Source organism: Tepidicella xavieri, from assembly GCF_004363315.1.
GTDB lineage: Bacteria > Pseudomonadota > Gammaproteobacteria > Burkholderiales > Burkholderiaceae_C > Tepidicella > Tepidicella xavieri.
Genome location: NZ_SNYL01000007.1, coordinates 14,802 through 38,783 on the forward strand (window position 1 = coordinate 14,802; position 23,982 = coordinate 38,783).

Consider the following 23,982-nt stretch of genomic DNA (forward strand, 5'->3'; position numbering starts at 1 on the left):
CCACCAAGGCCCTGCGAGGGCCTTGGTTTTTTGGGGGGCAGTTGGCGTATTCAGGCGGGGTAGATAGCCCCGAGAATGCGAGGGCCTAGGGCGCCGGTGACGCTGGGCAGGTTGCCGGGGCGTCCCAGCAAGGCTTGTCGGGCCAGCCAGGCGAAGGCCGCGGCTTCCACCCAGTGAGCCGGCCATCCGGCTTCGTCGGTGGCGCGCAAGGGCACTGGGTCGATCGTCTCGGCCAGCATCCGCATCAGGGTGGCATTGCGGCTGCCGCCTCCGCACACCCAGACGTGTTGCAGCGGGTGTGCCCCCCAGTCCCAAGCCCGCAGGGTGTGGCCGATGGTGTGGGCGGTCAATTGTGTGAGGGTGGCCTGCACATCGGCGGGGGGCAGGTGCGCAAAAGCCTGCAATTGTGTGTCCAGCCAGGCGGCGTGAAACAAATCGCGTCCAGTGCTTTTCACCCCAGTCTGCTGGAAGTAAGGCGTGCGCAACAAATGTTCGAGCAAGGCTTCGTGCACCTGACCGCTGCCGGCCCAGCGGCCGTCTTCGTCGAACCAGGCGCCGGTATGGCGGTGGCACCAGAGGTCCATCAGCACGTTGCCGGGGCCGGTGTCGAGGCCGCGCACAGGGCCTTGGGCCGGCAGGGCGGTGATGTTGGCAATGCCCCCGACGTTGACCACGGCGACCGATTGGCCGGGGATGGCGAACAGGTGTTGGTGAAAAGCGGGCACCAGGGGGGCGCCTTGTCCGCCGGCGGCCAGATCGCGGCTGCGGAAATCGGCCACCACGGTGATGCGGGTGCGCTCTGCCAGCAGGGCGGGGTGGTTGAGCTGGCAGGTGTAAGGGGCGGAGGCGGCGCTGCCGGGCGGCTGATGGCGCACGGTCTGGCCATGTGCCCCGATGGCGCTGATTGCCAGCGCGGGCAAACCGGTTTGCTGTAGCAAATCCTCGACGATGCGCACATAAAGGTCTACCAGCGCATGGGCGGCCTGGGCCGAGCGGTGCAGTTCGTCGTGTCCGGCTTGGTTGAGCTCCAGGAAGGCCAGGCGCAGTTCGGGCGGAAACGGCACCGACGCTGCGGCCAGGACTTCGGGCGCGTCCTCGGTCCAGCGAACCAGAACGCCATCGACGCCGTCCAGCGAGGTGCCGGACATGAGGCCGATGGTGCAATCCGTCATGCAGCGCGACAGGGGGAGTCAGTCGGCGCTCGCCTGGACGATGGTGGAGGCTGAGGCGAGTTTCAGCCGCATGGCTTGTGCGGCTGCATCGAAGGCCGGCCGGGCCTTGGCCGAGACCGGTTCGCCGCCACCGCCTTCGCGGGCGATGATGAGCGGATCGCGGTGCTCGCCACGGACGCGGTATTCAAAGTGCAGGTGCGGGCCGGTGCACACGCCCGTGCAACCGACCTGGCCAATCAACTGACCCTGCTCCACCCGCTGCCCTTTGCGCACATCGATGCGATGCAGGTGGGCATAGACGGTGACTTTGTCTTGCCGGTGCTGGATGTAAACGACATTGCCGTAGCCGCGTTGCCAGCCGGCAAACTGCACCACGCCGTCACCCACGGTTCGAACGGGGGTGCCGGTCGGCGCGGCATAGTCCACGCCCAAGTGGGGGCGTTGGCCGCCGTGAACCGGATGGAAGCGCATGCCATAGCCGCTGCTGATGCGAGAGAACGCCAGCGGCGAGGCGAGGAAGGCGCGGCGGGTGCTTTCGCCTTCAAAGGTGTAGTAGGCGCCTTTCTTGCCGGGCTCTTCGAACCACAGCACTTGATGGGCTTTGCCTTTGTTGACGAATTCGGCGCTCAGCAGCCGGCCGTAGCGCAGCAATTCGCCATCGGCCTCCAGCGCTTCGTAGACGACGCTGAAGGTGTCGCCAGCGCGCAAGTCGCGGCGGAAGTCGATTTCGGCGGAGAACAGGTCGGCCAACTGCGAAGCGATGCTGTCGGGCAGGCGCGCGGCATCGGTGGCGGCAAACAGCGAGGTGCGGATGGTGCCGCTGCTCAGCCGGACCGAACTGGTGAACTCGCCCTTTTCCAGGCGTGCCTCGAAGCCTTCCCCTTGGCGCTCGATGACCAGACGCTGGTAGTGGTCGGCATTGTCATTGGCGATCCAGCGCGCGGTCAGGCGCACGAGTTGCTGATCGTCGTTGGTTTCGGCCCGCACCAGCTTGCCGGCCCGCCCGCGCAGCAGTTCGGCGGCGGTGGTGTCGCGGCGCAGGAATTGCTGGGCTTGCGCGTCATTGACGCCCAGGCGTTGCAGCAGGCTTTGGACGGTGTCGTCGCGGCGGGTGACGTCGCTGCGGAAAAGGATGAAAGGAACCGGGGCTTCGAGGGATGACTGGGCAGACCAGGCGGTGAGCTGTACTGGCTCGATGAGCTGGCGCACGGGCATCTGGTCGATGTCCGCGTCCAGCGGCGCGATGCCGAAAGCCGTCACGCCCGTGCCGAGGAGGACGGCGCCCAGGCCCGCCATGACCCGCTTGGGGTGCTTGTTCAGCGTTGATCGGATCTGTCGGGCCAGTTCGTTCATGCGGTTTCTGCGTCAAAAGCCACCCTGTGTACCGAAGCGGTGCACAATGCGGGGCTGTGGTGCTGATGGGGTAGAGGACGAGCTTCGGTGCGCTGCCTTTTGGGTTGCTAGTGTGAGCAGCAAGAAGCGAGCCAACTAAAATCCCTCGCCAATCCAACCCCCGAGTATAAACCCGAGCGGCCCGGCCGACATCTGTAGAAACCCTCATGACCGAACGTTCCTCGCCCGAGAATCCGCCCGTCACCGTGAGTGATGCCGTCCAACACGCCCTGGCCGTGACCCGCCGAGGCTGCGAGGAACTCATTCCTGAGGCGGATTGGTTGAAAAAGTTGCAAAAAAGTGAGGCCACGGGCCAGCCGCTGCGCATCAAGCTGGGCCTGGACCCGACCGCGCCGGACATCCACCTGGGCCACACCGTGGTGTTGAACAAAATGCGCCAGTTGCAAGATCTGGGGCACACGGTGATCTTCCTGATTGGTGACTTCACCAGCCTGATCGGCGATCCGTCGGGCCGCAATAGCACGCGCCCGCCGCTGACGCCGGAGCAGATCAAGGCCAACGCCGAAACCTACTACAAGCAAGCCAGTTTGGTGCTGGACCCGGCCAAGACCGAGATTCGCTACAACAGTGAGTGGTCACTTCCGCTGGGCAGCATGGGTATGATCCAGCTGGCGGCCAAGTACACCGTGGCGCGCATGATGGAGCGCAACGACTTCCACCAGCGCTTCACGGCGGGCACGCCCATCAGCGTGCACGAATTTCTGTACCCCCTGATGCAGGGCTATGACTCGGTGGCGCTGAAGGCCGATCTGGAACTGGGCGGCACCGACCAGAAGTTCAACCTGCTCATGGGCCGCCACCTGCAGGCCGAGTACGGGCAGGAGCCGCAGTGCATCCTGACCATGCCGTTGCTGGAGGGGCTCGATGGCGTGGAGAAGATGTCCAAGTCCAAGGGCAACTACATCGGCATTACCGAGGATGCCAACACCATGTTCGCCAAGGTGCTGTCGATCAGCGACGAGCTGATGTGGCGCTGGTACACGCTGCTGTCCTTCAAGTCCGAGGCCGAGATCGACGCGCTGCGGCGCGAAGTGGCGCAGGGGCGCAACCCCAAAGAGGCCAAGGTGATGCTGGCCAAGGAGATCACGGCCCGTTTCCACAGCCCGGCGGCGGCCGAGGCGGCCGAGCAGGATTTCATCCACCGCAGCAAGGGGGGCGTGCCGGATGAGATTCCGGAAGTCCGTCTTTCGCTGGGCGAAGGCGGCGCCCCGCTGGGCATCGGCGCGGTGCTCAAGCAGGCCGGGCTGGCGCCGTCCAGCAGCGAGGCCAACCGCCTGATCGACGGCGCTGGCGTGCGGGTGGATGGCGGCGTGGTCAGCGACAAAGGCCTCAAGCTCGGGGCCGGTACCTATGTGGTGCAGGTGGGCAAGCGCAAGTTTGCCCGCGTGACGCTGGGCGGATGACGGGGGCCTGCCAGCCCAACGCCCATGAACGCCCGCCTGATGGAGCGCCTGACGCCGCGCCGCCTGCTCACGGTCTCCGTGGTGGTGGCGGTGCTGACCATCATCCTGAAGATGGGGGCCTGGTGGATCACGGGCTCGATCAGTCTGCTGTCTGACGCGCTGGAATCGCTCGTCAACCTGGCGGGCGCGACGTTTGGCTTGCTGATGGTGACCGTGGCCGAGCGGCCCGCCGATGACGACCACCCCTACGGACACCACAAGGCCGAGTATTTTTCCTCGGGCTTCGAGGGGGTGCTGATCATTGTGGCGGCGCTGGCCATTTTGTGGGCTGCCGTGGGGCGGCTGCTGGTGCCGCAGCCGTTGGAGCAGTTGGGCTGGGGCCTGGGGCTGTCGCTGCTCAGCGCGGTGCTCAACGGTGCCTTGGCCTGGGTGATGTTGCAGGCGGCCCGGGTTCATCGGTCCATGGCGCTCGAAGGCGATGCGCGGCACCTGTTCACCGATGTGTGGACATCGGCCGGGGTGCTGGCCGGGCTGGTGTTGGTGGCGTGGACGGGCTGGCTCTGGTTGGATGCTCTCGTGGCCATCGGCGTGGCGCTCAACATCTTGCGCGAGGGGGGGCGGCTGGTGTGGAAATCGGCCCAGGGGTTGATGGACCAGGCGGTGGATGCCGAGGTGCAGGCCACCATCCGGGACACGCTGGCCCAGTTCGAGCACCGGCGCGGCGAGGCGACCATCGTGCGGTTTGACCACTTGCACACCCGCCGCGCAGGCCACCGGTGCTTCGTCGATGTGCACATGCACCTGCCGGCCAACTGGTCGCTGGGCCGGGCCGCTGCTTTGCGGGCCAGCGTGGAGCAAGCCCTCATGAGCGCGGTGCCGGGCCTGCGGGCCACGATCCAACTGTTGCCGCATCAAGTCGAAGCCCATTTCCAGGACGAGGACGATCTCATATGAAGGCTTTGCTGCAGCGGGTGCGCCAAGCACGGGTGGAAGTGGCCGCAACGGTTGTGGGAGAGATTGGCCCCGGGCTGCTGGTGCTGTTGTGCGCCGAACGTGGAGACACCGAGGCCGTGGCCGACAAGCTGCTGACCAAGGTGCTGAAGCTGCGCATCTTCGCTGACGAAGCCGGCAAGATGAACCGCAGCGTGCAGGACGTGGGTGGCGGGCTGCTGCTGGTGAGTCAGTTCACGCTGGCCGCCGATACCTCTGGCGGCAACCGGCCCAGCTTCAGCCAAGCCGCCGCGCCCGAAGACGGCCGGCGTCTGTACGAGTACTTCGTGGCCCAAGCCCGGGCCGCGCATCCCGTGGTGCAGACGGGGCAATTTGCCGCCGACATGCAGGTCCATCTGGTCAACGACGGGCCGGTGACGATCCCCATCGAGCTGCGCCCATGAGCGCCGTGTTCGGGCCACTTGCCGAGCAAGGCCTGTCGTTGCAGGCCGTGTGGGACATCGACACCCTGCCCGCGGACGTGCTGCAGGGGCTGTGCCTGAGTGCCGCCGAGCGGGCGAGTTGGCGCCAGCTTGTGCTCATCGGTCACCATAGCCGGGCGTTCTGGGAGGCGTTGCAGCGTCGGGGCATGCACGGCAGCGATCCGGTGGACACGTTCGTGGCCGAATGCGTCAGGCGCTGGATGGCGGCGTCATTGCCGGGCCATCGCTGGTGGCTGGTGTTTCCTGGCGAGCGGCCCGTGGGGCTGCAGCGCCTGGGGGAACTCGCCGGCTGGCACCAACCCTCGCCTTTTCGGGTGGGGGTGGATGCCGAATGGGGGAGCTGGTTTGCCTACCGTGCCGTGCTCCTGACCGATACCGCTTTGCCCGTGACGCCGCGCCGCCAGCAGTCCTCGCCCTGCCTGTCGTGCAGCGCCCAGCCTTGTGTGGCGGCCTGCCCAGCGGGCGCGCTGGTGGCTGGCCGGCCAGAGGTGGCTGCTGCAGGTTTTGGGTTGAGGGCCTGCATCGATCACCGCTTGCGGCCCGCATCGCCGTGCCAGGATCGCTGCCTGGCGCGTCTGGCCTGCCCGGTGGGCGAGCAGGCGCGCTACAGCGAGGCCCAGATCGCTTATCACTATCTCCAGTCCCTGCCGGCGATCCGGCGCTGGCGCGAGGCCTTGGACCCTCAGGTGGCGTAAGGGTTGGGAAAACCCAGCCGGGTGAGGATGTCGATTTCGCGGGCTTCCATGGCCTCGGCGTCGGCATCGCTGGTTTCATGGTCCCAGCCTTGGGCGTGCAGTGCGCCATGCACCAACAGGTGGGCGTAGTGCTGGCGCAGGGTTTTGCCCTGCTCGGCGGCTTCGCGGGCCACCACGGGGGCGCACAGCACCAGATCGGCCATCACCACGGGTTCGGTGGCGTAGTCGAAAGTGAGCACGTTGGTGGCGTAGTCTTTGCCGCGGTAGTCGCGGTTGAGGGCCTGGCCTTCATCGGCATCGACGATGCGCACCGTGAGCTCGGCGTCGGCATCCAGGGCATGACGCAGCCAGCGCGTCACCTGGCTTCGCGGCAGGGCCGCGCGGTGCAGGGCCACGTCGTGGAAGCGGGCGAATTGCAGAGACAGGGTCAAGGCGGGCAGGGGCATGGTGAAAGGGTTGCAGTCAGGGGCGCGGCATGCGGCCGGTGCGCAGGGCATGGGCCCAGTCGGGGCAGCCACGTTGCTCGGCCAGCCGGGCCATGGGTTCGGCATCGTAGGGCACCGAACGGCAGGCCAGGGTCCAGGGCTGGCGCGGGGCTGCTTGGGTGGCCAGGGCGTAGCGCGCGTCGGGGCTGCCGTTTTCCACCCGGTGGTAGCGGGAGGCGGGGTAGGGTGTGTCGTCGTCGTAGGCGGGCAGGCCCACGCTGCCCGGGTTGAGCAACTGCAGCGCCGTGGCGCCGGCGCGTGGCAGGGTGAGCGAGCGTGGCAGATGGGAATGGCCGCAAGCCAGCAGCGTGATGGACGAGGGAATCCGCCCGGCCAGCCGTTCGTCGAGTTCACTGACACTGGCAGGTCGAATCAGTTCGCCCTCGGGGGTGTCGAGCAGGTATTCGACGTCGCTGCGTGGGCTGCCGTGGCACAGGCCCACTTCCGGGCCGAGCAGGTCGGCGCGCCAGGAGCCCGTCAGCAGGTCGGGCCGGGTGGGGGCGGGCAGGTGGCGTATCCATGCGAGCAGGGCGTCGTCCATCTGCTGGGCGGCCAAGTGATCGCTGTCGGTGGGGTTGCTGTCCGCAGGGTCGGTGAGGGCTGGCGATGCCCGCCGATCGGCCACGGCCAGCAGTTGCCGCTCATGGTTGCCGGCGATGTGCAGCCAGGGCGTGGCGGTGGCCTGCTGGGCGTCATGGATGAGCCAGCGGGCGGTTTCGGCGGCCAATAGGGGGCCGCTGAAGGCATCGCCCAGGTTCACCACCACTTGGGCGCCTTGCCGCGCGATGTCTGCGGCCACGGCCTGCAACGCAGGCAGGTTGCCGTGGATGTCGGAGACGAAGGCAATGGTGCGCATGGTGGGTATGGCGGGCATGGGGCGGGGTCAGTCTGCCTGGCCCCCGCGTGCTTCGTAGGCGTCCACGATGCGGGCCACCAGCGGGTGGCGCACCACGTCGGCGCTGGTCAGACGCGTGAAGGCGATGCCTTGGATGCGTTTGAGCACGCGCTCGGCATCGATGAGGCCGCTGAGCTGGCTGCGCGGCAGGTCGATCTGACTCACGTCCCCCGTGACCACGGCCTTGGAGCCGAAGCCGATGCGGGTGAGGAACATCTTCATCTGCTCGGGTGTGGTGTTCTGCGCTTCGTCCAGAATGACGAAGGCGTGGTTGAGCGTGCGCCCGCGCATGAAGGCCAGTGGCGCGATTTCGATCTGCTGGCGCTCGAACGCTTTTTGCACCTTGTCAAAGCCCATCAGGTCGTACAGGGCATCGTACAGCGGGCGCAGGTAGGGGTCCACCTTCTGGGCCAGGTCGCCCGGCAGAAAGCCCAGGCGCTCGCCGGCTTCCACGGCGGGCCGCGTCAGCACGATGCGCTGCACCGCGTTGCGCTCCAGCGCGTCCACGGCGCAGGCCACGGCCAGATAGGTTTTGCCCGTGCCTGCCGGGCCGATGCCGAAGGTGATGTCGTGGGTGGCCATGTTGGCCAGATAGCGCTTCTGGTTGGCGGTGCGGCCCTGCACTTCGCCGCGCTTGGTTTGCACCACCACGGCTTCTACGCCGTCGTCGGGCTGGGCGGTGTCGCCGCTGAGCATGAGCTGCACCTGCTCGGCCGGAATCGGGGTGCGCGCCATTTCGTACAGCGCCTGGATCACCTCCAGCGCCTGCTCGGCTTGGCGCTTGGGGCCTTCGATGCGGAATTGCTCGAAGCGGTGGGCAATTTTGACTTGCAGCGCCGCCTCGATGGTGCGGATGTGCGCGTCCATGGGGCCGCACAGGTGCGACATGCGCAGATTGTCGGGCGGGGTGAAGGTGTGGCGAAGAATCAAACCGATAATCCAGGAAAAGGAAGATGCTGCAATGATAGGCAAGTTGACCGGCACCCTGCTGGAGAAAACCCCCCCGCAAATCCTGCTCGACTGCCATGGCGTGGGCTACGAGGTGGATGTGCCCATGAGCACGTTCTACCACCTGCCGGGCTGTGGGCAGCAGGTGTCGCTGCTGACGCACTTCGTGGTGCGCGAGGACGCGCAGATCCTCTATGGCTTTGCGTCGGCGGCCGAGCGGGAGGCGTTTCGCCAGCTGATCAAGATCACAGGGGTTGGGCCACGCACGGCGCTGGCCATTTTGTCGGGCATGAGTGTGCAGGAGCTGGCCCAGGCCGTCACGGCGCAGGAGGCGGGCCGTCTGGTGAAGGTGCCCGGCATCGGCAAAAAAACGGCCGAGCGCCTGTTGCTCGAACTCAAAGGGAAGATGGGCCTTGACCTGGGGCCGGTGGGCGCAGTGGCCCACAGCGACGAGTTGGCCGACATCCAGCAGGCCCTGCTGGCACTGGGCTACAACGACAAAGAGGCGGCCGCCGCGCTCAAGGCGCTGCCGGCGGGCGTGGGGGTGAGCGAGGGCATCAAGCTGGCGCTCAAGGCGCTGGCCAAGTGAGGGCGCGGGCATGAGCATCCAGACCGACGAGTTCACCCCCGCGCCGCGGCGCATGGTGTCGGCCGCGCCCGAAAACAGCCGCGAGGAGGCGCTGGAGCGGGCCTTGCGGCCCAAGGGCCTGACCGAATACGTCGGTCAGGCCAAGGTGCGCGAGCAATTGGAAATCTTCATCGGCGCGGCCAAGAAACGCGGCGAGGCGCTGGACCACGTGCTGCTGTTCGGCCCGCCGGGGCTGGGCAAGACGACGCTGTCGCACATCATCGCGCACGAGTTGGGCGTCAACCTGCGGCAGACCAGTGGGCCCGTGCTGGAAAAGCCCAAGGATCTCGCCGCGCTGCTGACCAACCTGGAACCGAATGACGTGCTGTTCATCGACGAGATCCACCGCCTGTCGCCGGTGGTGGAGGAAATCCTCTACCCGGCGTTGGAGGATTACCAGATCGACATCATGATCGGCGAGGGGCCCGCGGCGCGCTCGATCAAGCTCGACCTGCAGCCCTTCACGCTGGTGGGGGCCACCACGCGCGCGGGCATGCTGACCAACCCGCTGCGCGACCGCTTCGGCATCGTGGGGCGGCTGGAGTTCTACACCCCCGAGGAACTGGCCCGCATCGTGACGCGCTCGGCCGGTTTGCTGGGCGCGCCGATCGAGCCGGCCGGGGCGTTCGAGATCGCGCGCCGCTCGCGCGGCACGCCGCGGATTGCCAACCGGCTGCTGCGCCGCGTGCGCGACTATGCCGAAGTCAAGGGCAGCGGCACCATCACCTTGGCCATGGCCAATCAGGCGCTGGCCATGCTGGATGTGGACCCCCTCGGCTTCGACCTCATGGACCGCAAGCTCCTGGAAGCGGTGATCCACAAGTTCGATGGCGGCCCGGTGGGGTTGGACAACATCGCCGCCAGCATCGGGGAGGAGCCAGGCACGATCGAGGACGTGATCGAGCCCTACCTGATCCAGCAGGGCTACCTGCAACGCACGCCGCGCGGGCGGGTGGCCACGCTGGCGGCGTTCAGGCACCTGGGGCTGCAGCCGCCTTCGGCGGGCGGGGCGGATCTGTTCCAGGCATGACGTGGCAAGCATCGCGCGGCTGCCTGATCAGGCCAGCCGCTCGTCCAGGCTCTGCGCCGATTCGGGGGCCTGCAGATGGCTCACGTCGCCCCAGCCCACCAGGCTGGGCCCTTCGGGCGACCACAGCACGCGGTTGATGCTGGCGTTGGCCAGGGCCCACGTGCGCGGGGCTTGCAAGTCCATGCGGGTGGCTGCGCGATAGAGGATGTCGAGCACCCCGCCGTGGGCCACGACCACGATCTGTTCGCCCAGGTGCCGGGCGGCGAGTTCGGCAAAGGTTTGCTCCACGCGCTCGCGCAGCGTCAGCAAGGATTCCCCTCCTTCGGGGGCGAAATCGGGCACCCGGCGCCGCCAGGCCAGCGCCACATCGGGGTGCGAAGCTTCGAGCTCAGCCCAGGTCCGTCCCTGGAAAATGCCGAAACAGCGCTCCCGCAGCCCAGCATGGATTTGCACCGGCTGACCCAGGGCTTGGCCGATGGCGCTGGCCGTCTGGTGGGCGCGGCTGAGGTCGCTCGCGTAAATGGCGGTCACGTCTTCGCCGCGCAGCGCTTCGGCGGTGCGCCGGGCCTGCCAGTGGCCCGTGTTGTTGAGCGGAATGTCGATTTGGCCTTGGATGCGGGTGTCGCGGTTCCAGGCCGTTTCCCCGTGGCGAATCGCCACAATGCGGGTGCAATGCACGCCTCGTCCTCCATGGTGGATGAGATTTGATGAATCTCGCCCTAGAATGGTAGCGAGGCAGGCACGTTGCCGCAGCCGGACAGGAGTCACCATGAGCGCTTCCTCCATCCAGAAAGACATCGACGAACGCACCAATCTCACCGGGTCCAACAAGTTCGAGATGCTGTTGTTCCGTCTGGGGGAGGCCCCGGGCAGCGAGCGCTCGGAGCTGTTTGGCATCAACGTGTTCAAGATCCGAGAGATCGTGGCCATGCCCGAAGTCACTGCCATGGCCGGCGCCCCGCAGCATGTGCTGGGTGTGGTGAACCTGCGCGGCCAGGTGATTCCGGTCATCGACCTGCCGGCCGTGGTGGGCTGCGTGCCCAAGACGGGCCTCAACATCATGCTGGTGACCGAGTACGCCCGTACCACCCAGGCGTTCGCCGCCGAGTCGGTCGAAGACATTGTGCGGTTGGACTGGAGCCAGATCTTGTCGGCCGAGGATTCGATGGCGCGCGGCTACGTGACCAGCATCGCGCGGCTCGACGGCGACCAAAACACCACCCGGCTGGCCCAGATTCTGGATGTCGAGTCCATCTTGCAGCGCATCTTGCCCAGCCAGGAGGTGGAGGTGAAGGCCAATGCCGTGGGCCCGGTGGTCAAGATCCGGCCTGGCTCGGTCGTGATCGCGGCGGACGATTCCTTCGTGGCCCGCAGCATGATCGAACAGGAGCTCAAAGCTTTGGGGCTGCCTTACGAAATGTACAAGACCGGGCAGGAGGCGTGGAACCGCTTGCAAGCGATCGCGGCCGAATGCCAGAAGGCCGGCATGCCTTTCCATGACCGCGTGGCCGTCGTGCTGACCGACCTGGAAATGCCCGAAATGGATGGCTTCACCCTGACGCGCAATGTGAAGAAGGACGTGACCATGCGCGGGGTGCCGGTGGTCATCCACTCTTCCCTGACGGGAGACACCAACGAGAACCACGTGCGCAGCGCGGGCGCGGACGCCTACGTGGCCAAATTCGCGGCCAAGGAACTGGCCGACAGCTTGCGGCAGGTGCTGGCGCGCTACGAGGCGGTCGCGGCTTGAACGGCTCCGGTTGAGCGGCCCTGGTCCGGGCGGGCCCTCTGTCTCAACGCGGCACTTCGGTCACGACCCGCCGTCCTCCGCTGGGGGGCTCGGGGAAACCGTTCAGAGCCGCTTCGACCAAGGCGGCCCAGAACGCTGGCCGGTCGGGCCAGGGGCCGTCGTGTGCGGCCCGGCTTTCGTAAACGACCGCGCCGGTGCGCCGGTCGCGCAACACGATCGAGAGTTCGCGCTGGTGATAGGGCGTGGGCATGCGCACGAACAGTGGCATCCACACCACTTGGCCGCTGCCGGTGACCACATAATCCCGCCCAGCCAGCCCCGGGCCCGGCCACGGGTCGAAGGGGCTTTCCCAAGGTGCATGCGGCAGCCGCTGAGCGCGGGCGCTGACTTCCACCGACCACTTGGCGCTTTCCGTTCCCTGCGGCTCAGGCACCAGCCCCCAGGCGCCAAGCCGCTCAGCCACCAGGGATTCGAGCCGGCCTTGGGCCTGCGCGTGGGTCTGTTGGGATGGCAGGCGCTCGAACCGAAAGCGGTCGCCCGCCGCAGGCCGCTCGGCCGCGGGCCATTGGGCATAGCTGCGCACGTCATGGTCCAGCCGGATCACGCTGGCGCACCCCCCGAGCAGCGATGCCAGCGCCAGGCCCAGCCCGGCCAGGGCCAAGCGCCAGGTGGGTGGATGGGCCAGAGAAGGCATGGTTCAGGGCGTCGGGGTCAAGGCGATGACCTGCTCGGTGGGTAGAGTAGGGGGCGCGGGCAAGGGTTCCTCGTCGAACGCGGTGTCGCCGCCCTCGTCGGCCACGCCAGTGGTTTGCAGAGTCTCGAACGGAAACAGCTGGCGGTCCATCAGATGGCTGGGCACCACGTGCTGCAGGGCCTTGAGCATGTTGTCGAGGCGGCCGGGGAATTTCTTGTCCCATTCGCGCAGCATGTTGCCCACCTGCACGCGCTGCAGGTTGTCCTGGCTGCCGCACAGCGTGCAGGGGATGATGGGGAATTGCCGCACTTGCGCCCAGCGGATGATGTCCTTCTCGGCCACGTAGGCCAGCGGGCGGATCACCATGAATTCGCCGTTGTCGCTGACGAGCTTGGCCGGCATGCCCTTGAGCTTGGCGCCGAAGAACATGTTGAGGAACAGCGTCTGCAGAATGTCATCGCGGTGGTGGCCCAGGGCAATCTTGTTGCAGCCCAACTCGCGCGCCACCTTGTACAGAATGCCGCGACGCAGCCGGCTGCACAGGCTGCACATGGTCTTGCCCTCGGGGATCACCTTCTTGACGACGCTGTAAGTGTCCTGCGTCTCGATGTGGAAGGGAATGCCGAGCCGACTCAGGTATTCGGGGAGCACGTGGGCCGGAAATCCCGGCTGTTTCTGGTCCAGGTTGACGGCCACCAGCTCGAAGTCGATCGGCGCGCGCTGGCGCAGCTTCATCAGGATGTCGAGCAGGGTGTAGCTGTCCTTGCCGCCCGAGAGACACACCATCACCCGGTCGCCCGCGCCGATCATCTGGTAGTCGGTGATGGCTTCGCCCACCAGGCGGCACAGCCGCTTTTCCAGCTTGTGGTCTTCGCGCTCGATTTTGAGGGCCTTTTTCGCATCCACGGCTTCTGGCGTGGGGGTGTCGGTCGTCATGTCGTTGTCCTTGGAGGGGTCACCACTGCCCGCTTTCCATGCGGATGGCCACTTCGCAGTCGTCAAAAATTTCCAGCTTCGCGATTCTCACCCGCACCCCGATGACGCCGGGCAACTGCATCAGCCGGTGGGTGAGCTTGCCGATCAGGCTCTCCAGCAGGTTGACGTGTTCGGCGGTGCACTCGTCGATGATGATCTGGCGCACCTTGCGGTAGTCCAGCACATGGGAAATGTCGTCGTCGTGCGGCATCAGGGGCTGGGTGCCCTGGTTGAGCTCGGCATCGACCTGGATGGGCTGGGGGCCGTGCTTTTCATGCTGCAATATGCCCAGGTTGGCATTGAAGCGCAGGCCGGTCAAGGTCAGGATCTGCTGCCCATGCCGTGGGGCTCGATCGTGGTTCACGTGCGGGTCCTTGTATGCAGTCGAAACACCTCCACGCCGACGGTTTCGCAGTCGGGATAAACGTCGGGTTTAGAGGTGGACAGTCGCACCGCCAGTACTTGCGGATGTTTGAGAAGTTCGGTGGCCAGCGCGTCGGCCAGCGTTTCCTGCAGGGTGATGTGTCGTCCCGCGATCAGCCGGGCGACCGCTTCGCGCACATAATCGTAATCCACCACTTCATGCAGTGCGTCATGGCTCGGGGTGGATGACTCGTACGGAACATAGAGATCGACATCGATCCAAACCCGCTGCGGCCCGTGCTTCTCGAAGGCGTGGGCGCCCATGTTCACCATCACTTCGTGACGGCGAAGAAACAGTTTGCGGCAGTGCAGCAGCCAGTGGAGATCCGGGGGGATGGAAGGTGTATTCATGGGGTGTCTGAGGTGGTGTTGCCAAGCAGCTCCTCGACGACAAACATTACGTCACGCTCCAGCGGAACAAGGTGCTGGCCGTTGTCCACGGCAATGGTGACGCCCGTGATAGAAGGGGTTCGGGCCAAGAACAGGGCTGTCTGGGCCACATCGGCAGGTGAAGTGGGCCGTCGAAGCAGGTTGACGCGGCTGGCTTTGAGCCAGTTTGCCGTGCTTTGCGGGCCGCTCTCGTACAGCAGGCCAGGGGCCACCCCGCAGACTCGTGCGTGGGGAGCCAGTGCCTGAGCCTGCAAGGCCACCGCGCGTTCCAAGGCCAGTTTGGAGATGGTGTAGCTGAAATAGTCGGGGTTGAGGTTGAGCACCTTTTGATCCAGCACATGAATCACAAAACGCGATGGAGTCTCGGTCGCTGGCTCGGTTGCTTGTTTGGCCAGCAAACTGGCCAAACTCAGTGGTGCCAGCAGATTGACCTCGAGTTGACGCCGCGCCTGTTCGGATTCCCACTCCAGGCCCGTGTCGGGCTCAAATAGCGAAGCATTGTTGATCAGCCCATCCACGGGTCCAAATCGGTCCAGGATGTGTTCGAACAACTGCGCCCTTTGCTCTCCATTGGCCAGATCGGCCTGCACCACGTCGATGTGCATGCCCGCCGCGCGGAGTCGCTGTTGCAGTGCTTCGGCTTCGGTTCTGGAGCGATTACAGTGGCACAGCACGTGCCAGCCAGTCGCTCCAAATGCCAAGCAGAACTCTGCGCCCAGTCGCAACGCACCGCCGGTTATAAGTACCCGTTGTTCAGCCACGGTGAGCCTCGATCATTCCACGTATGAAAAACGCCAAATCCTGCGCGAAGTACAGTCGCCGGGCCGGATCGAGCAGGAAATCCTCGTGGAGTGTACGCGTGAGCACAAGCCCCGTCATGCCGCTGCGGTGTTCGGGAGTGTCGCTGAGCGCATAGCCCTCGCGTTGTGCGCCTTCCAGGCAAGACTGCAAAGATGACGAACGTTTGAAATAGGCCGTTGCGTACTCCAGATCGGGGGCGTGAGGCAGCAAGAGGACAAGATTGACTTTGTTGACGTTGAGTTCGACGATGAAATGCAGAATGGCTGTTTTTGTTTCGGCACCGGGAGGCAGGACGTGGTAGTCGGCGCAGCAGCCGTTGGTTCGGGTGTGCAGTCGAGGTATCCAGCCCGCAGGTTCGAAAGGGCGGGCGTTAAAATTCTCATGCAGGGCGGTGGGGATGTCCTCATTTAGAACGCTGTGTGTCAGGCTCTTGAGTCGGCGTAGTCCGCCGTCACCAAATACCAAAGCCACCACCATCAGGCCCACGGGCAGTCCTACCGTCATCATGGTGATGCCGGCAGCAATGGCATCCTTGTCTCGTGACAGCATGCCATTGACCAGCAGTCCGAGCGCATTGGCCAGGGTGAACAGCATGATGATGGCCAGAGCCACTTTGGCCCAGCGGGGTAGGGCCAGCAATTTGAGCCAGCGGATCAGGTCGTTCGACAGCCGCGCATTGTCTTGGAGCATATTGGAGATGTCGTGGGTGTCTGATGCAGACGATCTGGAGAAAGCGATCCGGCATGCAGCGGCCAGATCGGGCGGGTGGTTAGGCTTTGAGCGATTTATGCAGATTGCCCTGTATCACCCGCAAGGGGGGTATTATGCGGGCGACACTCCCATCTTTGGGACTGGCCTGGGTGATGGCAGCGACTTCATCACCGCCCCGGAGCTGTCGCCTCGTTTTGGCGAGACGCTGGGTCGGCAGGTGGCGCAGGCGTTGGCCGCCACCGGGGTCCATGAGGTCTGGGAGTTTGGGGCGGGTTCGGGGGCTTTGGCCGATCAGGTTTTGAGCCGCTTGCAGGCCGAAAGCGTGCCGCTGCGCAGCTACACCATTGTGGAGGTGTCGGCCAGCTTGCGCCAGCGTCAGCAGGCGCGGCTGACGCGCTGGGGGGGGCGGGTGCGCTGGGTGTCAGCGTTGCCGCAGACGCTGGAAGCGGTGCTGCTGGGCAACGAGGTGCTCGACGCCATGCCCGTGCGCCTGCTCGTGCGCCAGGCGGGCACTTGGCACGAGCGGGGGGTGGCGGTTCGCGAGGCCCCGGATGGTGCTGTGCGATTGAGCTGGGCCGATTGCCCCACCGCGCTGCGTCCCCCGGTGGAGGTGCCTGGGGCGCATGACTATCTCACCGAGATCCATCCCCAGGCCGAGGCATTCGTGCGCACGGTGGGTGAGCGTCTGCGGCGTGGGGCGGCCTTTTTCATCGACTATGGCTTTCCCGAAGCCGAGTACTACCACGCGCAACGCCACATGGGCACCTTGATGTGCCATCGCTTGCACCGCAGCGACAGCGACCCGCTGAGCGACGTGGGCCGCAAAGACATCACCGCCCATGTGAATTTCACGGGCATTGCCCTGGCTGCCCAGGAGGCCGGGCTGGACGTGCTGGGCTACACCAGCCAGGGCCGTTTTCTGCTCAACGCGGGCTTGCTCGATGGGCTGGACAGCCTGCCTTTGGCCCAGCGGGCGCCTGTGCTGAAGCTCGTCCACGAGCATGAGATGGGCGAACTGTTCAAGGTGATCGGCTTCGCGCCGCCGGCCAGCAGCCGCGGCTGGACGCCGGTGGGTTTTGCCCAGGGCGACCGCACGCATACGCTATGAGGGGCTGGTCATGATCCGCTGGGTGATCGTCATTTTCCTGGCGTTGCTGCTCATCAGCTGGTTCACGCCGCTGCTGCAGAAGCTGGGCTTCGGTCGCCTGCCGGGTGACTTGCGTTTTCGGGCCTTTGGCCGTGAGTGGTTTCTGCCGGTGACGACCACCTTGCTGTTGAGCATGGCGGCGAGCCTCATCGCCAAGCTGGTTTGATACCTGGGTGGGTATCTATTGAAATCCGCTCCATGGGCCGCATTTGGGGAGCAGATTCGATTCGAGAGGTCCCCCCCATGACGGAATCCACCCTGCACGTTGTTTGCCCCCACTGCCACACCACCAACCGCTTGCCGCTGGCGCATTGGTCATCGGCGCCGGATTGCGGCCGCTGTCACCGGCCGCTGTTTGCGGGCCAGCCGGTGGCGTTGGACGAGTCGTCGTTCGAGCGGCACCTGCTGCGCAGCGATGTGCCGCTGCTGGTGGATTTCTGGGCGCCCTGGTGCGGGCCGTGCCGGATGATGGCGCCGGCTTTCGAGGCGGCTGCCCGCCAGCTCGAACCGCAGGTGCGGCTGGCCAAGGTCAATACCGAGGAGGCGCCGGGGTTGGCGGCTCGTTACCAGATTCGCAGCATCCCGACCTTGGTGCTGTTCAGCGGTGGGCGCGAAGTGGCCCGGCAGGCCGGGGCCATGGGGCAGGGGGACATCGTGCGTTGGACCCGTGCCCATCTGGCGGGATGAGGGGGTGGCGTCAGGGCGCTGGCGCTGCCTGCAGCGTGTGGGCGATGGCGTGCCGCCGCGCCTGCTCGATCGCGCGGGCGATGGCCGGCCCCAACTGCGCGGGGCCGAGCCCTTGTTGCTGCAGGGCTGCGGCCAGCGGCGCGGTGTCCACGGCCAGGGCGGCTTGTAGGGCATCGGCCAGGCGGCGCGCCTGGGGGTAGGCGTCTTCCTCGTGGCCGAGCCGTCCGCGGGCGTCGGCTTCGCAGGCCAGCAACACGTCGTGAAAGCGCGCGGGCCGGCGCAGCGCGTCGCAGCGTTGCAGCAGCCGCAGCACGGCATCGGCGCCCAAGCCCAGGCTTTGATGGATGTGGCCATGTTCCCGGGCCACCACTTCGGCCAGTTCGCGGCAGTCGCGTGGCACGCGCCAGCGATCGCCCACTTGGCGAGCGAGATGGACGCTGCGCGCCTCGTGGCCCAGATGGCGCGGCCATAGATGGGCGGGCGTCGTGCCTTTCCCCAGGTCGTGGCACAGGCAGGCGTAGCGCACCGTCAGCGGGGCTTGAAGCCGCGCGGCCATGTCCAGCACCATGCCCAAATGCACGCCGGTATCGACCTCGGGGTGGTATTCGGCCCGCTGAGGCACGCCCCAGAGCCGGTCTACTTCGGGCAGCAGCACCCGCAGGGCCCCGCAGGCGCGCAGCACATCGAGCATGCGCGATGGGCGCACTTCCATCAGGCCGCGCGCGAGTTCCTGCCAGACGCGTTCCGGCACCAGGTGATCGACCTCTCCATGCTCGACCATCTGCCGCATCAGCGCCAGCGTCTCCGGGGCCACCGTGAAATCGGGCCAGCGGGCCGCGAAGCGGGCCATGCGCAGAATGCGCACCGGGTCTTCGACAAACGCTGTCGTCACGTGCCGCAGCACTTTGTCGGCCAGGTCGCGCCGGCCTCCATACGGGTCCACCAGAGCCGGGCTGGCGGGGTCGAAGCGGCCTTCGGTGTCCAGGGCGTTGGCCGGCAGCGCCATGGCGTTGATGGTCAGATCGCGCCGGGCCAGGTCGTCTTCCAGGCTGACGCTGGGGTCGGCGTTGAAGTGAAAGCCGTGGTAGCCACGCGCCGTCTTTCGCTCGGTGCGGGCCAGCGCGTATTCTTCCCGCGTCACGGGGTGGAGAAAAACGGGGAAGTCGCGTCCGACGGGCAGGAAGCCCTGGGCCAGCATGGCCTCGGGCGTGGCCCCGACGACCACCCAGTCCCGGTCGGCGTGCACGGCGCCATTGGGCAGGCGGTGCGCCGTGTGAAAGTGCCCGAGCAGGCCATCGCGCACGGCACCACCGACCAGATAGATGTCCATCACGCTTGAAGCGGTGTGACTGGCGTGGCCAGCCGGGGGCCGTTGCCGCGCATCAGGCGTATTTTTCCAGGATCCGGGTGGAGCGCTCCACGTCGGCTTCGGCATCGCTGCCGCTGACGGCTTCCAGCACGGTACAGGCCATCATGCGGTAGAAGGCTTTGTCCATGGCTTTGCGTGCGGCCGACATTTGCTGGGCCACGTCCTCACACGGGCGCCCGCTTTCGACCATCTCCACCAGGGCGCGTACCTGCCCTTCGATGCGGCGCAGCCGGTTCACGATGTCACGCTGGTGTTCGGAACGATAAGCGTTTACGACACGGGGCGTGGCCTGGGAGGGGGCGGGTTTGGCAGTGGTCATGGCTGCGACTTTCGATCAGGCTGAAAGGCACAAGTGTGCCAAAAAAACGGGCGATGCGCCGTGGCCTTGCGGGTTTACCAGAGGTCAGCGGCGCGAGGCTTGCTCGCGCAGCGCCAGCAACGGATCGGCGCGGCCTGCCATGTCCAGGTAACTGGCGGCGACCGGCTCCAGCGCTTGCGCTGTGATGCCGATCGCCTCGAGCCCAGGCAGGGTGCCGGAGGCCACGTTGTCCACTTCCATGGAGCGCAGGTTGTCCGTGCTCATGAGGGGCTCGCCCGGCAGCCATTCCAGCAGCAGGGCCTGGAAATAGCCCAGCGCCACCGGCAGTGGCCATATGGGGCGCTGTCGGCCACTGAGCCGGCCAGCCAGCCGAACCAGTTCTGCCAAGGTATAGATCGACGGGCCGACGCATTCGTAGGTGTGCCCGATGGTTTGGGGCTGCCGCAGGCAATGCACCACGGCCTGCGCCACATCACCGACCCACACGGGTTGGAACCGGGTGCGGCTGCCCGCCAGGGGCAGTACGGGGAAGGCGCGTTGCAGGCGGGCAAAGGTGTTGAGGAAGCGGTCTTCGGCGCCAAAGATCACGCTGGGGCGCAGGATGGTCAGCGCCAGGCCAGCGCTTTGCAGCACCGCTTCACCCCGGGCTTTGGAAGACTGGTACAGGGAGGGCCCCTCGACGTTGGCCCCCAACGCGCTGATGTGCACGAGCCGCTGCACGCCCGTGGATTGCATGGCCTGGGCCAGCTTTTGCGGCAAGGCCACGTGCACCTGTTCGAAGCGGGCCCGGTTGCCGTGCAGCACGGCCACCAGGTTGATCACCGCATCGTGCCCAGGCAGCAGGCGCTGCAAGGTGGCGGGGTCGTGCACATCGGCTTCGATCACGTCCACCAGCGGCAACATCTGGATGCTGCGGCCATGGATCATGCGCCGCGTGGGCACGGTGGCGCGGATGCCGAAGCGGTTGAGTTGTTCGCACACATGGCGGCCCACGAAACCGGTGCCGCCGAGAACCAGGACTTTTTTCATGTCGGGCGCGTAGAGGCTGGTATGTCAGGGAAGATCGGTATTGGGGGCGCGGGCGGTGGCTGGCCGGGGACCCACGGTGCCAAGCCGGCTGCTGAGCCGCTGCGGCTGCCCGGTGATCAGCGCCGCGTAATTGGTGGTGTTGGCCAGCACCCGTTTGACGTAGTCCCGCGTTTCCTCGAACGGTATGTTTTCGATCCAGACCGCTGCCTCCAGGATCGGGCCGTTGCGCCATTGGCGCGGACGTCCCGGTCCGGCATTGTAGGCCGCGGCGGCCAGGGGCATGGAGCCTTCGAAGTCGTCCAGCGCGAGTTTGAGGTAAGCGGTGCCGATGGTGATGTTGATGTCGCGGTCGGTGATCTGCTCGGGCCGGAAGTTGCGCAGGCCGATCTGGCGGGCCGTCCACGTGGCCGTGGCCGGCATGACCTGCATCAGGCCCGAAGCCCCCACGTGCGAGCGCGCGTCCATGATGAAACGGCTTTCCTGGCGGATCAGTCCATACACGTAAGCCGGATCCAGCCCGATTTCCTGGGAGCGACGCACCACGGCGTCGCGAAACGGCATGGGGAAGCGTTGGCGGTGGTCGATTTCGGTCGTGGTGCGTTTGCTGGTGTTGATGCAGCGGTCCCAGACTTCGCGGCTGCAGGCGAAATCGGCCGCGGCCAGCAGTTCCCGGTCGCTCATGCCGCCTGGGGTGTGCAACGCTACGGTGTAATGCCATTCGCGCACACCTTCAGTGCGCAGGCCGATTTGAATGGCCAGCAGGGCCCGTTGCAGACCGGGGTGCGTGCGCGCGGCAGCCACTTCTGCCAGCGTCAGCGGGGCGGGCGCGGCAGGCACGGTCACCGGGCGTCCGAGCGCTTCCAGAGCCAACTGCTCGTAGAAGCCTTGCGGGCCGGCGATGCGGTCAAACAAGGCGTGCGCTTGGGCGCGGGCGGCCGGGTGGCCTTGCGCCAACAGGGCGCGGGCGAGCCAGTAGGTCCATACGGGTTCGTCGCGCTGCGCCGGGCTCATGGCCATGATGGTGTCGTGCACATCGCTCCAAGCGCCTGCGCGCAGCGCGGCGCGCACCCGCCAGGCCAGGTGTTCGTCGCTCAGGTGTTCGTGGCGGGCCTTGGCAAAGGCTTCCATCGCATCGGGGCTCAAGCGCTGGGCCAGGCGCCGGCCGATCACGCCCCACACCCAGCTTTGTTCTTCCTGGGTCAGTTGCGCCTTCCAGCGCAGCTTGGACGCTTCGGCGGCAGCTGCCTCGGGGTCTCGCACCGCCAGCCGGATCAGCGCCAGCGTGACGAGCTCTTTGGTGCGGGTGCGAATGGCGGTGACTTTTTCGTCCAGGTAGCGTTCCGGGTCGCTGTGCACCGTCTGGACCAGCGGCACCCACGACGGGTCGAGCAAGGCCACGGCTTGGGTGGCGATGGCCGGCTGATTGCGCTCCATCGCCAGCCGTGCGCGGCGCCAGACCACATCGGCGGGCAACGCGCCTGTGGCCAGCAGCCGCTCGGCCGCCAGGGCGCAGCCGTCGTCGGCGCGGCGTTGCGCCAGCCACAGGGCAGGCAGTTCGGCCGCGCGCTCGGCCGCCGGGCGTTCGGTGTCGGCCACCAGGGCGTAGCAGGCCACTTCGCGGTCATCGTTCATGCGAAAGAGGGGCAGTTCCTCTCTGAACGTGGCCCAGTCGCGGGCCTTGCCGAGTTCGAGCAGCCAGTCGTTGCGCAGCCGGTCTTCGTAGTAGGTGCCGGCCCAGCGGCGCATGAAGGCGCGGATCTCCTGCGGGGCCGCGTTGGGCAGGCGGGCGGTCAACTCCCAGTAGCCGGCCAGCGGCTCCAAGGGGTGGCCAGTCACCTGGGGCAGCAGCGCCGTCAGGCGCTGGGTGTTGCGTGCCTGAAACGCTTGCCGCATGTCGAGCAGGGCGCGCTCGGCGGCCGAAGGCGTCTGGGCCGCGACGGGCGTCCAGAGGGCCGTCACAGGCAGTAAGATGGCGGCGACCATGCACAACAGGTGGCGCTTGGGCGTGGGAAAACATCGCATAAGGGAATTATGGACAACAAACCCCCTGCTGACCAGAAAGCGCTCAAGGCGCAGTGGCGCCAACAGTTGCTCCAGGCCCGGCTGCGTCTGGAGGATCGCCTGGCCCGCAACGACGCCCTGCAACGCGTCATGCGCGTCTGGCTGGTGGAGCGGCCCGACGAAGTCATCGGCGCCTACTGGCCCATCAAGGGCGAGTTCGACCCCTTGCCGGCGCTGTTTCGGTGGCAGGAGGCCGGCATGGAAGCCGATGCGCTGGCCGCCAGCCGCCGCCGCAAGATCGGGTTGCCGGTCATCAACAAGGCTACGCGCACCTTGACCTTCCACCGCTGGTACCCGGGCTGCCCGATGGAGGAAGACGCCTACGGCATTCCCAAGCCCAAAGACACCGAGATCGTCGAGCCCACCCTGCTGTTCGTGCCTTGCCTGGGCTATGGGCCGGGGGGCTATCGTCTGGGCTATGGCGGGGGGTTCTATGACCGCACGCTCAATGAACTCAAGCCCCGTCCGTTCACCGTGGGCTTGAGCTACAGCATCGGCTTCCTGCCCGATCTGGAACCGGAACCGCACGACATCCCCCTGGACGCCGTGCTCAATGACCACGGCGTGGCGTGGCCGCTGGAGCCGGGTGGGGCTCAGGGGTGATCGGCGCTGGTGTGCACCGCAGCCTGTCGGTGCACCCGTTCGTGGCGCAGCAGGTACAGCCCGGCCAGGATGATGATGCTGGCGCCCGTGAGGGTGAAGCCGTCGGGCAGCACCGCCCACAGCAGATAATCCAGGCCAATGCCCCAAGCCAGTGCCGTGTATTCGAACGGCGCCACGGCCGAAGCCTGGCCGTGACGGAATGCCTCGGTGATGGCCAATTGACCGCCAAAGCCTGTCAGCGACAGTGCCGCCAGCAGCCCCCAGTGATCGGCTGCCACCGGTACCCACCCCGGGGCGGCCAGCAGGCCACCCATGATCGACAGCATCATCATCGACCACAGCACCAGACTTTCGGGTGGGTCGGTGCGGCACAGCAGCCGGCCGGCCACTGCCGAAGCCGCGTAGCAGGCGGCCGCGCCCAGCACGGCCAGGCCCGCCCAGCCGAGGAAGGCGTCAGGGCTGGGGCGCAGCGCCACCAGCACGCCCGCCAGCCCAATCGCCACCGCCCACCAGTGGGCCTTGGGCACCCGCTCGCCCAGAAACGGCACCGCCAGCACCGTGATGAGCAAAGGCGCCACGAAGAACAGCGTGTAGGCGTTGGCCAGCGGCAGCCCGCGCACCCCATAGGTGAACAGCCCCAGCATGCCCACGGCCAGCACGCCACGCAGCAGGTGCAGCGACCAGCGCAGCCGCCACACCTTGCCCCAGGCTTGGCGCCAGCTCAGGTAGGCGAACACCAGCGGCAGCGCCACCATGCCGCGCATCGCCGCGACTTGCAGGGCGGGGTAGTGCCCGGCAAGCACTTTGAGCACGGTGTCCATGAGTGAAAAACAGCCCACCGCCGCGATCATGGCGGTGATGCTGCGCAAATTGCCGGAGGGTTGGGGGTGGGCCTGAGTCACCGACCGAATATAGCCGCTG

The 23,982-nt window shown here is 66.6% G+C and carries 28 protein-coding genes; 11 read left to right on the forward strand and 17 right to left on the reverse strand.

From position 1 onward, the window contains the following. Nucleotides 1-50: 50 nt before the first annotated feature. Entirely contained in the window at nt 51-1,172 is a 1,122-nt protein-coding gene (locus DFR43_RS07090) for an anhydro-N-acetylmuramic acid kinase (RefSeq protein WP_133597099.1), read from the reverse strand. Nucleotides 1,173-1,190: 18 nt separating this feature from the next. Beyond that, complete coding sequence (locus DFR43_RS07095; protein ID WP_133597101.1) at nt 1,191-2,525, reverse strand: M23 family metallopeptidase; 1,335 nt, start codon at nt 2,523-2,525, stop codon at nt 1,191-1,193. Between the two features lie 206 nt (nt 2,526-2,731). On the opposite strand from DFR43_RS07095, the gene tyrS reads away from it, so the two are divergent. The 4 genes from tyrS to DFR43_RS07115 are packed head-to-tail and all read left to right on the forward strand — an operon-like array spanning nt 2,732 to nt 6,116. Beyond that, the gene (gene tyrS, locus DFR43_RS07100) at nt 2,732-3,988 is read left to right on the forward strand and encodes a tyrosine--tRNA ligase (protein WP_133597103.1); all 1,257 of its coding nucleotides are present in this window, start codon (nt 2,732-2,734) and stop codon (nt 3,986-3,988) included. A 24-nt stretch (nt 3,989-4,012) separates the two neighbouring features. After that, complete coding sequence (locus DFR43_RS07105; RefSeq protein WP_133597105.1) at nt 4,013-4,942, forward strand: cation diffusion facilitator family transporter; 930 nt, start codon at nt 4,013-4,015, stop codon at nt 4,940-4,942. Beyond that, nucleotides 4,939-5,382: a D-aminoacyl-tRNA deacylase gene (dtd, locus tag DFR43_RS07110; RefSeq protein ID WP_133597107.1), complete on the forward strand. Its 444-nt coding sequence runs from the start codon at nt 4,939-4,941 to the stop codon at nt 5,380-5,382. The genes DFR43_RS07105 and dtd overlap by 4 nt, the downstream gene beginning before the upstream one ends. Then, complete coding sequence (locus DFR43_RS07115; protein WP_133597109.1) at nt 5,379-6,116, forward strand: hypothetical protein; 738 nt, start codon at nt 5,379-5,381, stop codon at nt 6,114-6,116. Before dtd ends, DFR43_RS07115 begins: the two co-directional genes overlap by 4 nt. Here DFR43_RS07115 and ybeY read toward each other — a convergent pair. Genes ybeY through DFR43_RS07130 form a run of 3 tightly spaced genes read right to left on the reverse strand, consistent with a single transcriptional unit; the run spans nt 6,104 to nt 8,426 of the window. Then, complete coding sequence (gene ybeY, locus DFR43_RS07120) at nt 6,104-6,562, reverse strand: rRNA maturation RNase YbeY (protein WP_133597111.1); 459 nt, start codon at nt 6,560-6,562, stop codon at nt 6,104-6,106. The genes DFR43_RS07115 and ybeY overlap by 13 nt on opposite strands. Nucleotides 6,563-6,578: 16 nt before the next feature. Then, nucleotides 6,579-7,475 (reverse strand): metallophosphoesterase family protein, encoded by an 897-nt coding sequence (locus DFR43_RS07125; RefSeq protein ID WP_245988860.1) that lies wholly within the window; start codon nt 7,473-7,475, stop codon nt 6,579-6,581. A 9-nt stretch (nt 7,476-7,484) separates the two neighbouring features. Beyond that, nucleotides 7,485-8,426, reverse strand: a complete 942-nt coding sequence (locus DFR43_RS07130) for a PhoH family protein (protein ID WP_133597113.1) — start codon at nt 8,424-8,426, stop codon at nt 7,485-7,487. A gap of 31 nt (nt 8,427-8,457) precedes the next feature. Between DFR43_RS07130 and ruvA the strand changes: the two genes are divergently transcribed. Together ruvA and ruvB are read left to right on the forward strand one after the other, a co-directional pair. Beyond that, complete coding sequence (gene ruvA / locus DFR43_RS07135; RefSeq protein ID WP_133597115.1) at nt 8,458-9,033, forward strand: Holliday junction branch migration protein RuvA; 576 nt, start codon at nt 8,458-8,460, stop codon at nt 9,031-9,033. A gap of 10 nt (nt 9,034-9,043) precedes the next feature. Next, nucleotides 9,044-10,102 carry a Holliday junction branch migration DNA helicase RuvB gene (gene ruvB, locus DFR43_RS07140; protein WP_133597117.1) on the forward strand — a complete coding sequence of 353 codons (1,059 nt, stop codon included), beginning with the start codon at nt 9,044-9,046 and terminating at the stop codon, nt 10,100-10,102. A gap of 27 nt (nt 10,103-10,129) precedes the next feature. On the opposite strand, the gene DFR43_RS07145 is transcribed toward ruvB, so the two are convergent. Beyond that, nucleotides 10,130-10,780 (reverse strand): histidine phosphatase family protein, encoded by a 651-nt coding sequence (locus DFR43_RS07145; RefSeq protein ID WP_211338617.1) that lies wholly within the window; start codon nt 10,778-10,780, stop codon nt 10,130-10,132. Nucleotides 10,781-10,871: 91 nt separating this feature from the next. Here DFR43_RS07145 and DFR43_RS07150 point away from each other — a divergent pair, with 91 nt between their 5' ends. Next, nucleotides 10,872-11,852 carry a chemotaxis protein gene (locus DFR43_RS07150; protein WP_133597121.1) on the forward strand — a complete coding sequence of 327 codons (981 nt, stop codon included), beginning with the start codon at nt 10,872-10,874 and terminating at the stop codon, nt 11,850-11,852. A 43-nt stretch (nt 11,853-11,895) separates the two neighbouring features. Here DFR43_RS07150 and DFR43_RS07155 read toward each other — a convergent pair whose 3' ends face one another. Genes DFR43_RS07155 through DFR43_RS07180 form a run of 6 tightly spaced genes read right to left on the reverse strand, consistent with a single transcriptional unit; the run spans nt 11,896 to nt 15,825 of the window. Beyond that, nucleotides 11,896-12,546, reverse strand: coding sequence for a DUF4136 domain-containing protein (locus tag DFR43_RS07155; protein ID WP_133597123.1), 651 nt, complete (start codon nt 12,544-12,546; stop codon nt 11,896-11,898). A gap of 3 nt (nt 12,547-12,549) precedes the next feature. Then, nucleotides 12,550-13,482, reverse strand: a complete 933-nt coding sequence (ttcA, locus tag DFR43_RS07160) for a tRNA 2-thiocytidine(32) synthetase TtcA (RefSeq protein WP_133597125.1) — start codon at nt 13,480-13,482, stop codon at nt 12,550-12,552. Between the two features lie 19 nt (nt 13,483-13,501). Then, nucleotides 13,502-13,885, reverse strand: coding sequence for a dihydroneopterin aldolase (locus DFR43_RS07165; RefSeq protein WP_133597127.1), 384 nt, complete (start codon nt 13,883-13,885; stop codon nt 13,502-13,504). Further along, complete coding sequence (locus DFR43_RS07170) at nt 13,882-14,295, reverse strand: dihydroneopterin aldolase (protein ID WP_133597129.1); 414 nt, start codon at nt 14,293-14,295, stop codon at nt 13,882-13,884. The genes DFR43_RS07165 and DFR43_RS07170 overlap by 4 nt, the downstream gene beginning before the upstream one ends. Then, on the reverse strand, nt 14,292-15,095 hold the full coding sequence (locus tag DFR43_RS07175; protein WP_133597131.1) for an SDR family NAD(P)-dependent oxidoreductase: 804 nt from the start codon (nt 15,093-15,095) through the stop codon (nt 14,292-14,294). The genes DFR43_RS07170 and DFR43_RS07175 overlap by 4 nt, the downstream gene beginning before the upstream one ends. Continuing rightward, nucleotides 15,088-15,825 (reverse strand): hypothetical protein, encoded by a 738-nt coding sequence (locus DFR43_RS07180; RefSeq protein ID WP_133597133.1) that lies wholly within the window; start codon nt 15,823-15,825, stop codon nt 15,088-15,090. The genes DFR43_RS07175 and DFR43_RS07180 overlap by 8 nt, the downstream gene beginning before the upstream one ends. A gap of 7 nt (nt 15,826-15,832) precedes the next feature. Between DFR43_RS07180 and DFR43_RS07185 the strand changes: the two genes are divergently transcribed. The 3 genes from DFR43_RS07185 (at nt 15,833) to trxC (ending at nt 17,680) form a co-directional block, all read left to right on the forward strand. Beyond that, a complete protein-coding gene (locus DFR43_RS07185) occupies nt 15,833-16,954 on the forward strand; it encodes a class I SAM-dependent methyltransferase (protein WP_133597135.1) in 1,122 nt (373 codons plus the stop codon). Nucleotides 16,955-16,964: 10 nt separating this feature from the next. Further along, entirely contained in the window at nt 16,965-17,159 is a 195-nt protein-coding gene (locus DFR43_RS07190; RefSeq protein WP_133597137.1) for a DUF2905 domain-containing protein, read from the forward strand. A 77-nt stretch (nt 17,160-17,236) separates the two neighbouring features. Further along, nucleotides 17,237-17,680 carry a thioredoxin TrxC gene (gene trxC, locus DFR43_RS07195; RefSeq protein ID WP_133597139.1) on the forward strand — a complete coding sequence of 148 codons (444 nt, stop codon included), beginning with the start codon at nt 17,237-17,239 and terminating at the stop codon, nt 17,678-17,680. A 10-nt stretch (nt 17,681-17,690) separates the two neighbouring features. Here the strand turns inward: trxC and DFR43_RS07200 are convergent, their stop codons facing one another. The 4 genes from DFR43_RS07200 to DFR43_RS07215 form a co-directional block, all read right to left on the reverse strand. After that, nucleotides 17,691-19,010, reverse strand: coding sequence for a multifunctional CCA addition/repair protein (locus DFR43_RS07200; RefSeq protein WP_133597344.1), 1,320 nt, complete (start codon nt 19,008-19,010; stop codon nt 17,691-17,693). Between the two features lie 52 nt (nt 19,011-19,062). Beyond that, entirely contained in the window at nt 19,063-19,368 is a 306-nt protein-coding gene (locus DFR43_RS07205; RefSeq protein ID WP_133597141.1) for a metal-sensitive transcriptional regulator, read from the reverse strand. 84 nt (nt 19,369-19,452) lie between these two features. Continuing rightward, nucleotides 19,453-20,397, reverse strand: coding sequence for a complex I NDUFA9 subunit family protein (locus DFR43_RS07210; RefSeq protein WP_133597143.1), 945 nt, complete (start codon nt 20,395-20,397; stop codon nt 19,453-19,455). A gap of 24 nt (nt 20,398-20,421) precedes the next feature. Next, nucleotides 20,422-22,419, reverse strand: coding sequence for a lytic transglycosylase domain-containing protein (locus DFR43_RS07215; RefSeq protein WP_245988861.1), 1,998 nt, complete (start codon nt 22,417-22,419; stop codon nt 20,422-20,424). Nucleotides 22,420-22,428: 9 nt separating this feature from the next. On the opposite strand from DFR43_RS07215, the gene DFR43_RS07220 reads away from it, so the two are divergent. Next, nucleotides 22,429-23,061 carry a 5-formyltetrahydrofolate cyclo-ligase gene (locus DFR43_RS07220; RefSeq protein ID WP_133597145.1) on the forward strand — a complete coding sequence of 211 codons (633 nt, stop codon included), beginning with the start codon at nt 22,429-22,431 and terminating at the stop codon, nt 23,059-23,061. Here the strand turns inward: DFR43_RS07220 and DFR43_RS07225 are convergent. Further along, nucleotides 23,052-23,963 carry a DMT family transporter gene (locus DFR43_RS07225; protein ID WP_342776095.1) on the reverse strand — a complete coding sequence of 304 codons (912 nt, stop codon included), beginning with the start codon at nt 23,961-23,963 and terminating at the stop codon, nt 23,052-23,054. The genes DFR43_RS07220 and DFR43_RS07225 overlap by 10 nt on opposite strands. Between the last annotated feature and the right edge of the window lie 19 nt (nt 23,964-23,982).

Coding starts and splice junctions, on each gene's coding strand:
- DFR43_RS07155 (WP_133597123.1), bottom strand. CDS start 12,546: ATGCCTTCTCTGGCCCATCCACCCACCTGGCGCTTGGCCCTGGCCGGG.
- DFR43_RS07170 (WP_133597129.1), bottom strand. CDS start 14,295: ATGAATACACCTTCCATCCCCCCGGATCTCCACTGGCTGCTGCACTGC.
- DFR43_RS07180 (WP_133597133.1), bottom strand. CDS start 15,825: ATGCTCCAAGACAATGCGCGGCTGTCGAACGACCTGATCCGCTGGCTC.
- ybeY (WP_133597111.1), bottom strand. CDS start 6,562: ATGCCCCTGCCCGCCTTGACCCTGTCTCTGCAATTCGCCCGCTTCCAC.
- DFR43_RS07190 (WP_133597137.1), top strand. CDS start 16,965: ATGATCCGCTGGGTGATCGTCATTTTCCTGGCGTTGCTGCTCATCAGC.
- DFR43_RS07115 (WP_133597109.1), top strand. CDS start 5,379: ATGAGCGCCGTGTTCGGGCCACTTGCCGAGCAAGGCCTGTCGTTGCAG.
- ruvA (WP_133597115.1), top strand. CDS start 8,458: ATGATAGGCAAGTTGACCGGCACCCTGCTGGAGAAAACCCCCCCGCAA.
- trxC (WP_133597139.1), top strand. CDS start 17,237: ATGACGGAATCCACCCTGCACGTTGTTTGCCCCCACTGCCACACCACC.
- DFR43_RS07200 (WP_133597344.1), bottom strand. CDS start 19,010: ATGGACATCTATCTGGTCGGTGGTGCCGTGCGCGATGGCCTGCTCGGG.
- DFR43_RS07185 (WP_133597135.1), top strand. CDS start 15,833: ATGTCGTGGGTGTCTGATGCAGACGATCTGGAGAAAGCGATCCGGCAT.
- DFR43_RS07205 (WP_133597141.1), bottom strand. CDS start 19,368: ATGACCACTGCCAAACCCGCCCCCTCCCAGGCCACGCCCCGTGTCGTA.
- DFR43_RS07095 (WP_133597101.1), bottom strand. CDS start 2,525: ATGAACGAACTGGCCCGACAGATCCGATCAACGCTGAACAAGCACCCC.
- tyrS (WP_133597103.1), top strand. CDS start 2,732: ATGACCGAACGTTCCTCGCCCGAGAATCCGCCCGTCACCGTGAGTGAT.
- DFR43_RS07150 (WP_133597121.1), top strand. CDS start 10,872: ATGAGCGCTTCCTCCATCCAGAAAGACATCGACGAACGCACCAATCTC.
- ttcA (WP_133597125.1), bottom strand. CDS start 13,482: ATGACGACCGACACCCCCACGCCAGAAGCCGTGGATGCGAAAAAGGCC.
- ruvB (WP_133597117.1), top strand. CDS start 9,044: ATGAGCATCCAGACCGACGAGTTCACCCCCGCGCCGCGGCGCATGGTG.
- DFR43_RS07210 (WP_133597143.1), bottom strand. CDS start 20,397: ATGAAAAAAGTCCTGGTTCTCGGCGGCACCGGTTTCGTGGGCCGCCAT.
- DFR43_RS07125 (WP_245988860.1), bottom strand. CDS start 7,475: ATGCCCGCCATACCCACCATGCGCACCATTGCCTTCGTCTCCGACATC.
- DFR43_RS07215 (WP_245988861.1), bottom strand. CDS start 22,419: ATGCGATGTTTTCCCACGCCCAAGCGCCACCTGTTGTGCATGGTCGCC.
- DFR43_RS07105 (WP_133597105.1), top strand. CDS start 4,013: ATGAACGCCCGCCTGATGGAGCGCCTGACGCCGCGCCGCCTGCTCACG.
- dtd (WP_133597107.1), top strand. CDS start 4,939: ATGAAGGCTTTGCTGCAGCGGGTGCGCCAAGCACGGGTGGAAGTGGCC.
- DFR43_RS07090 (WP_133597099.1), bottom strand. CDS start 1,172: ATGACGGATTGCACCATCGGCCTCATGTCCGGCACCTCGCTGGACGGC.
- DFR43_RS07220 (WP_133597145.1), top strand. CDS start 22,429: ATGGACAACAAACCCCCTGCTGACCAGAAAGCGCTCAAGGCGCAGTGG.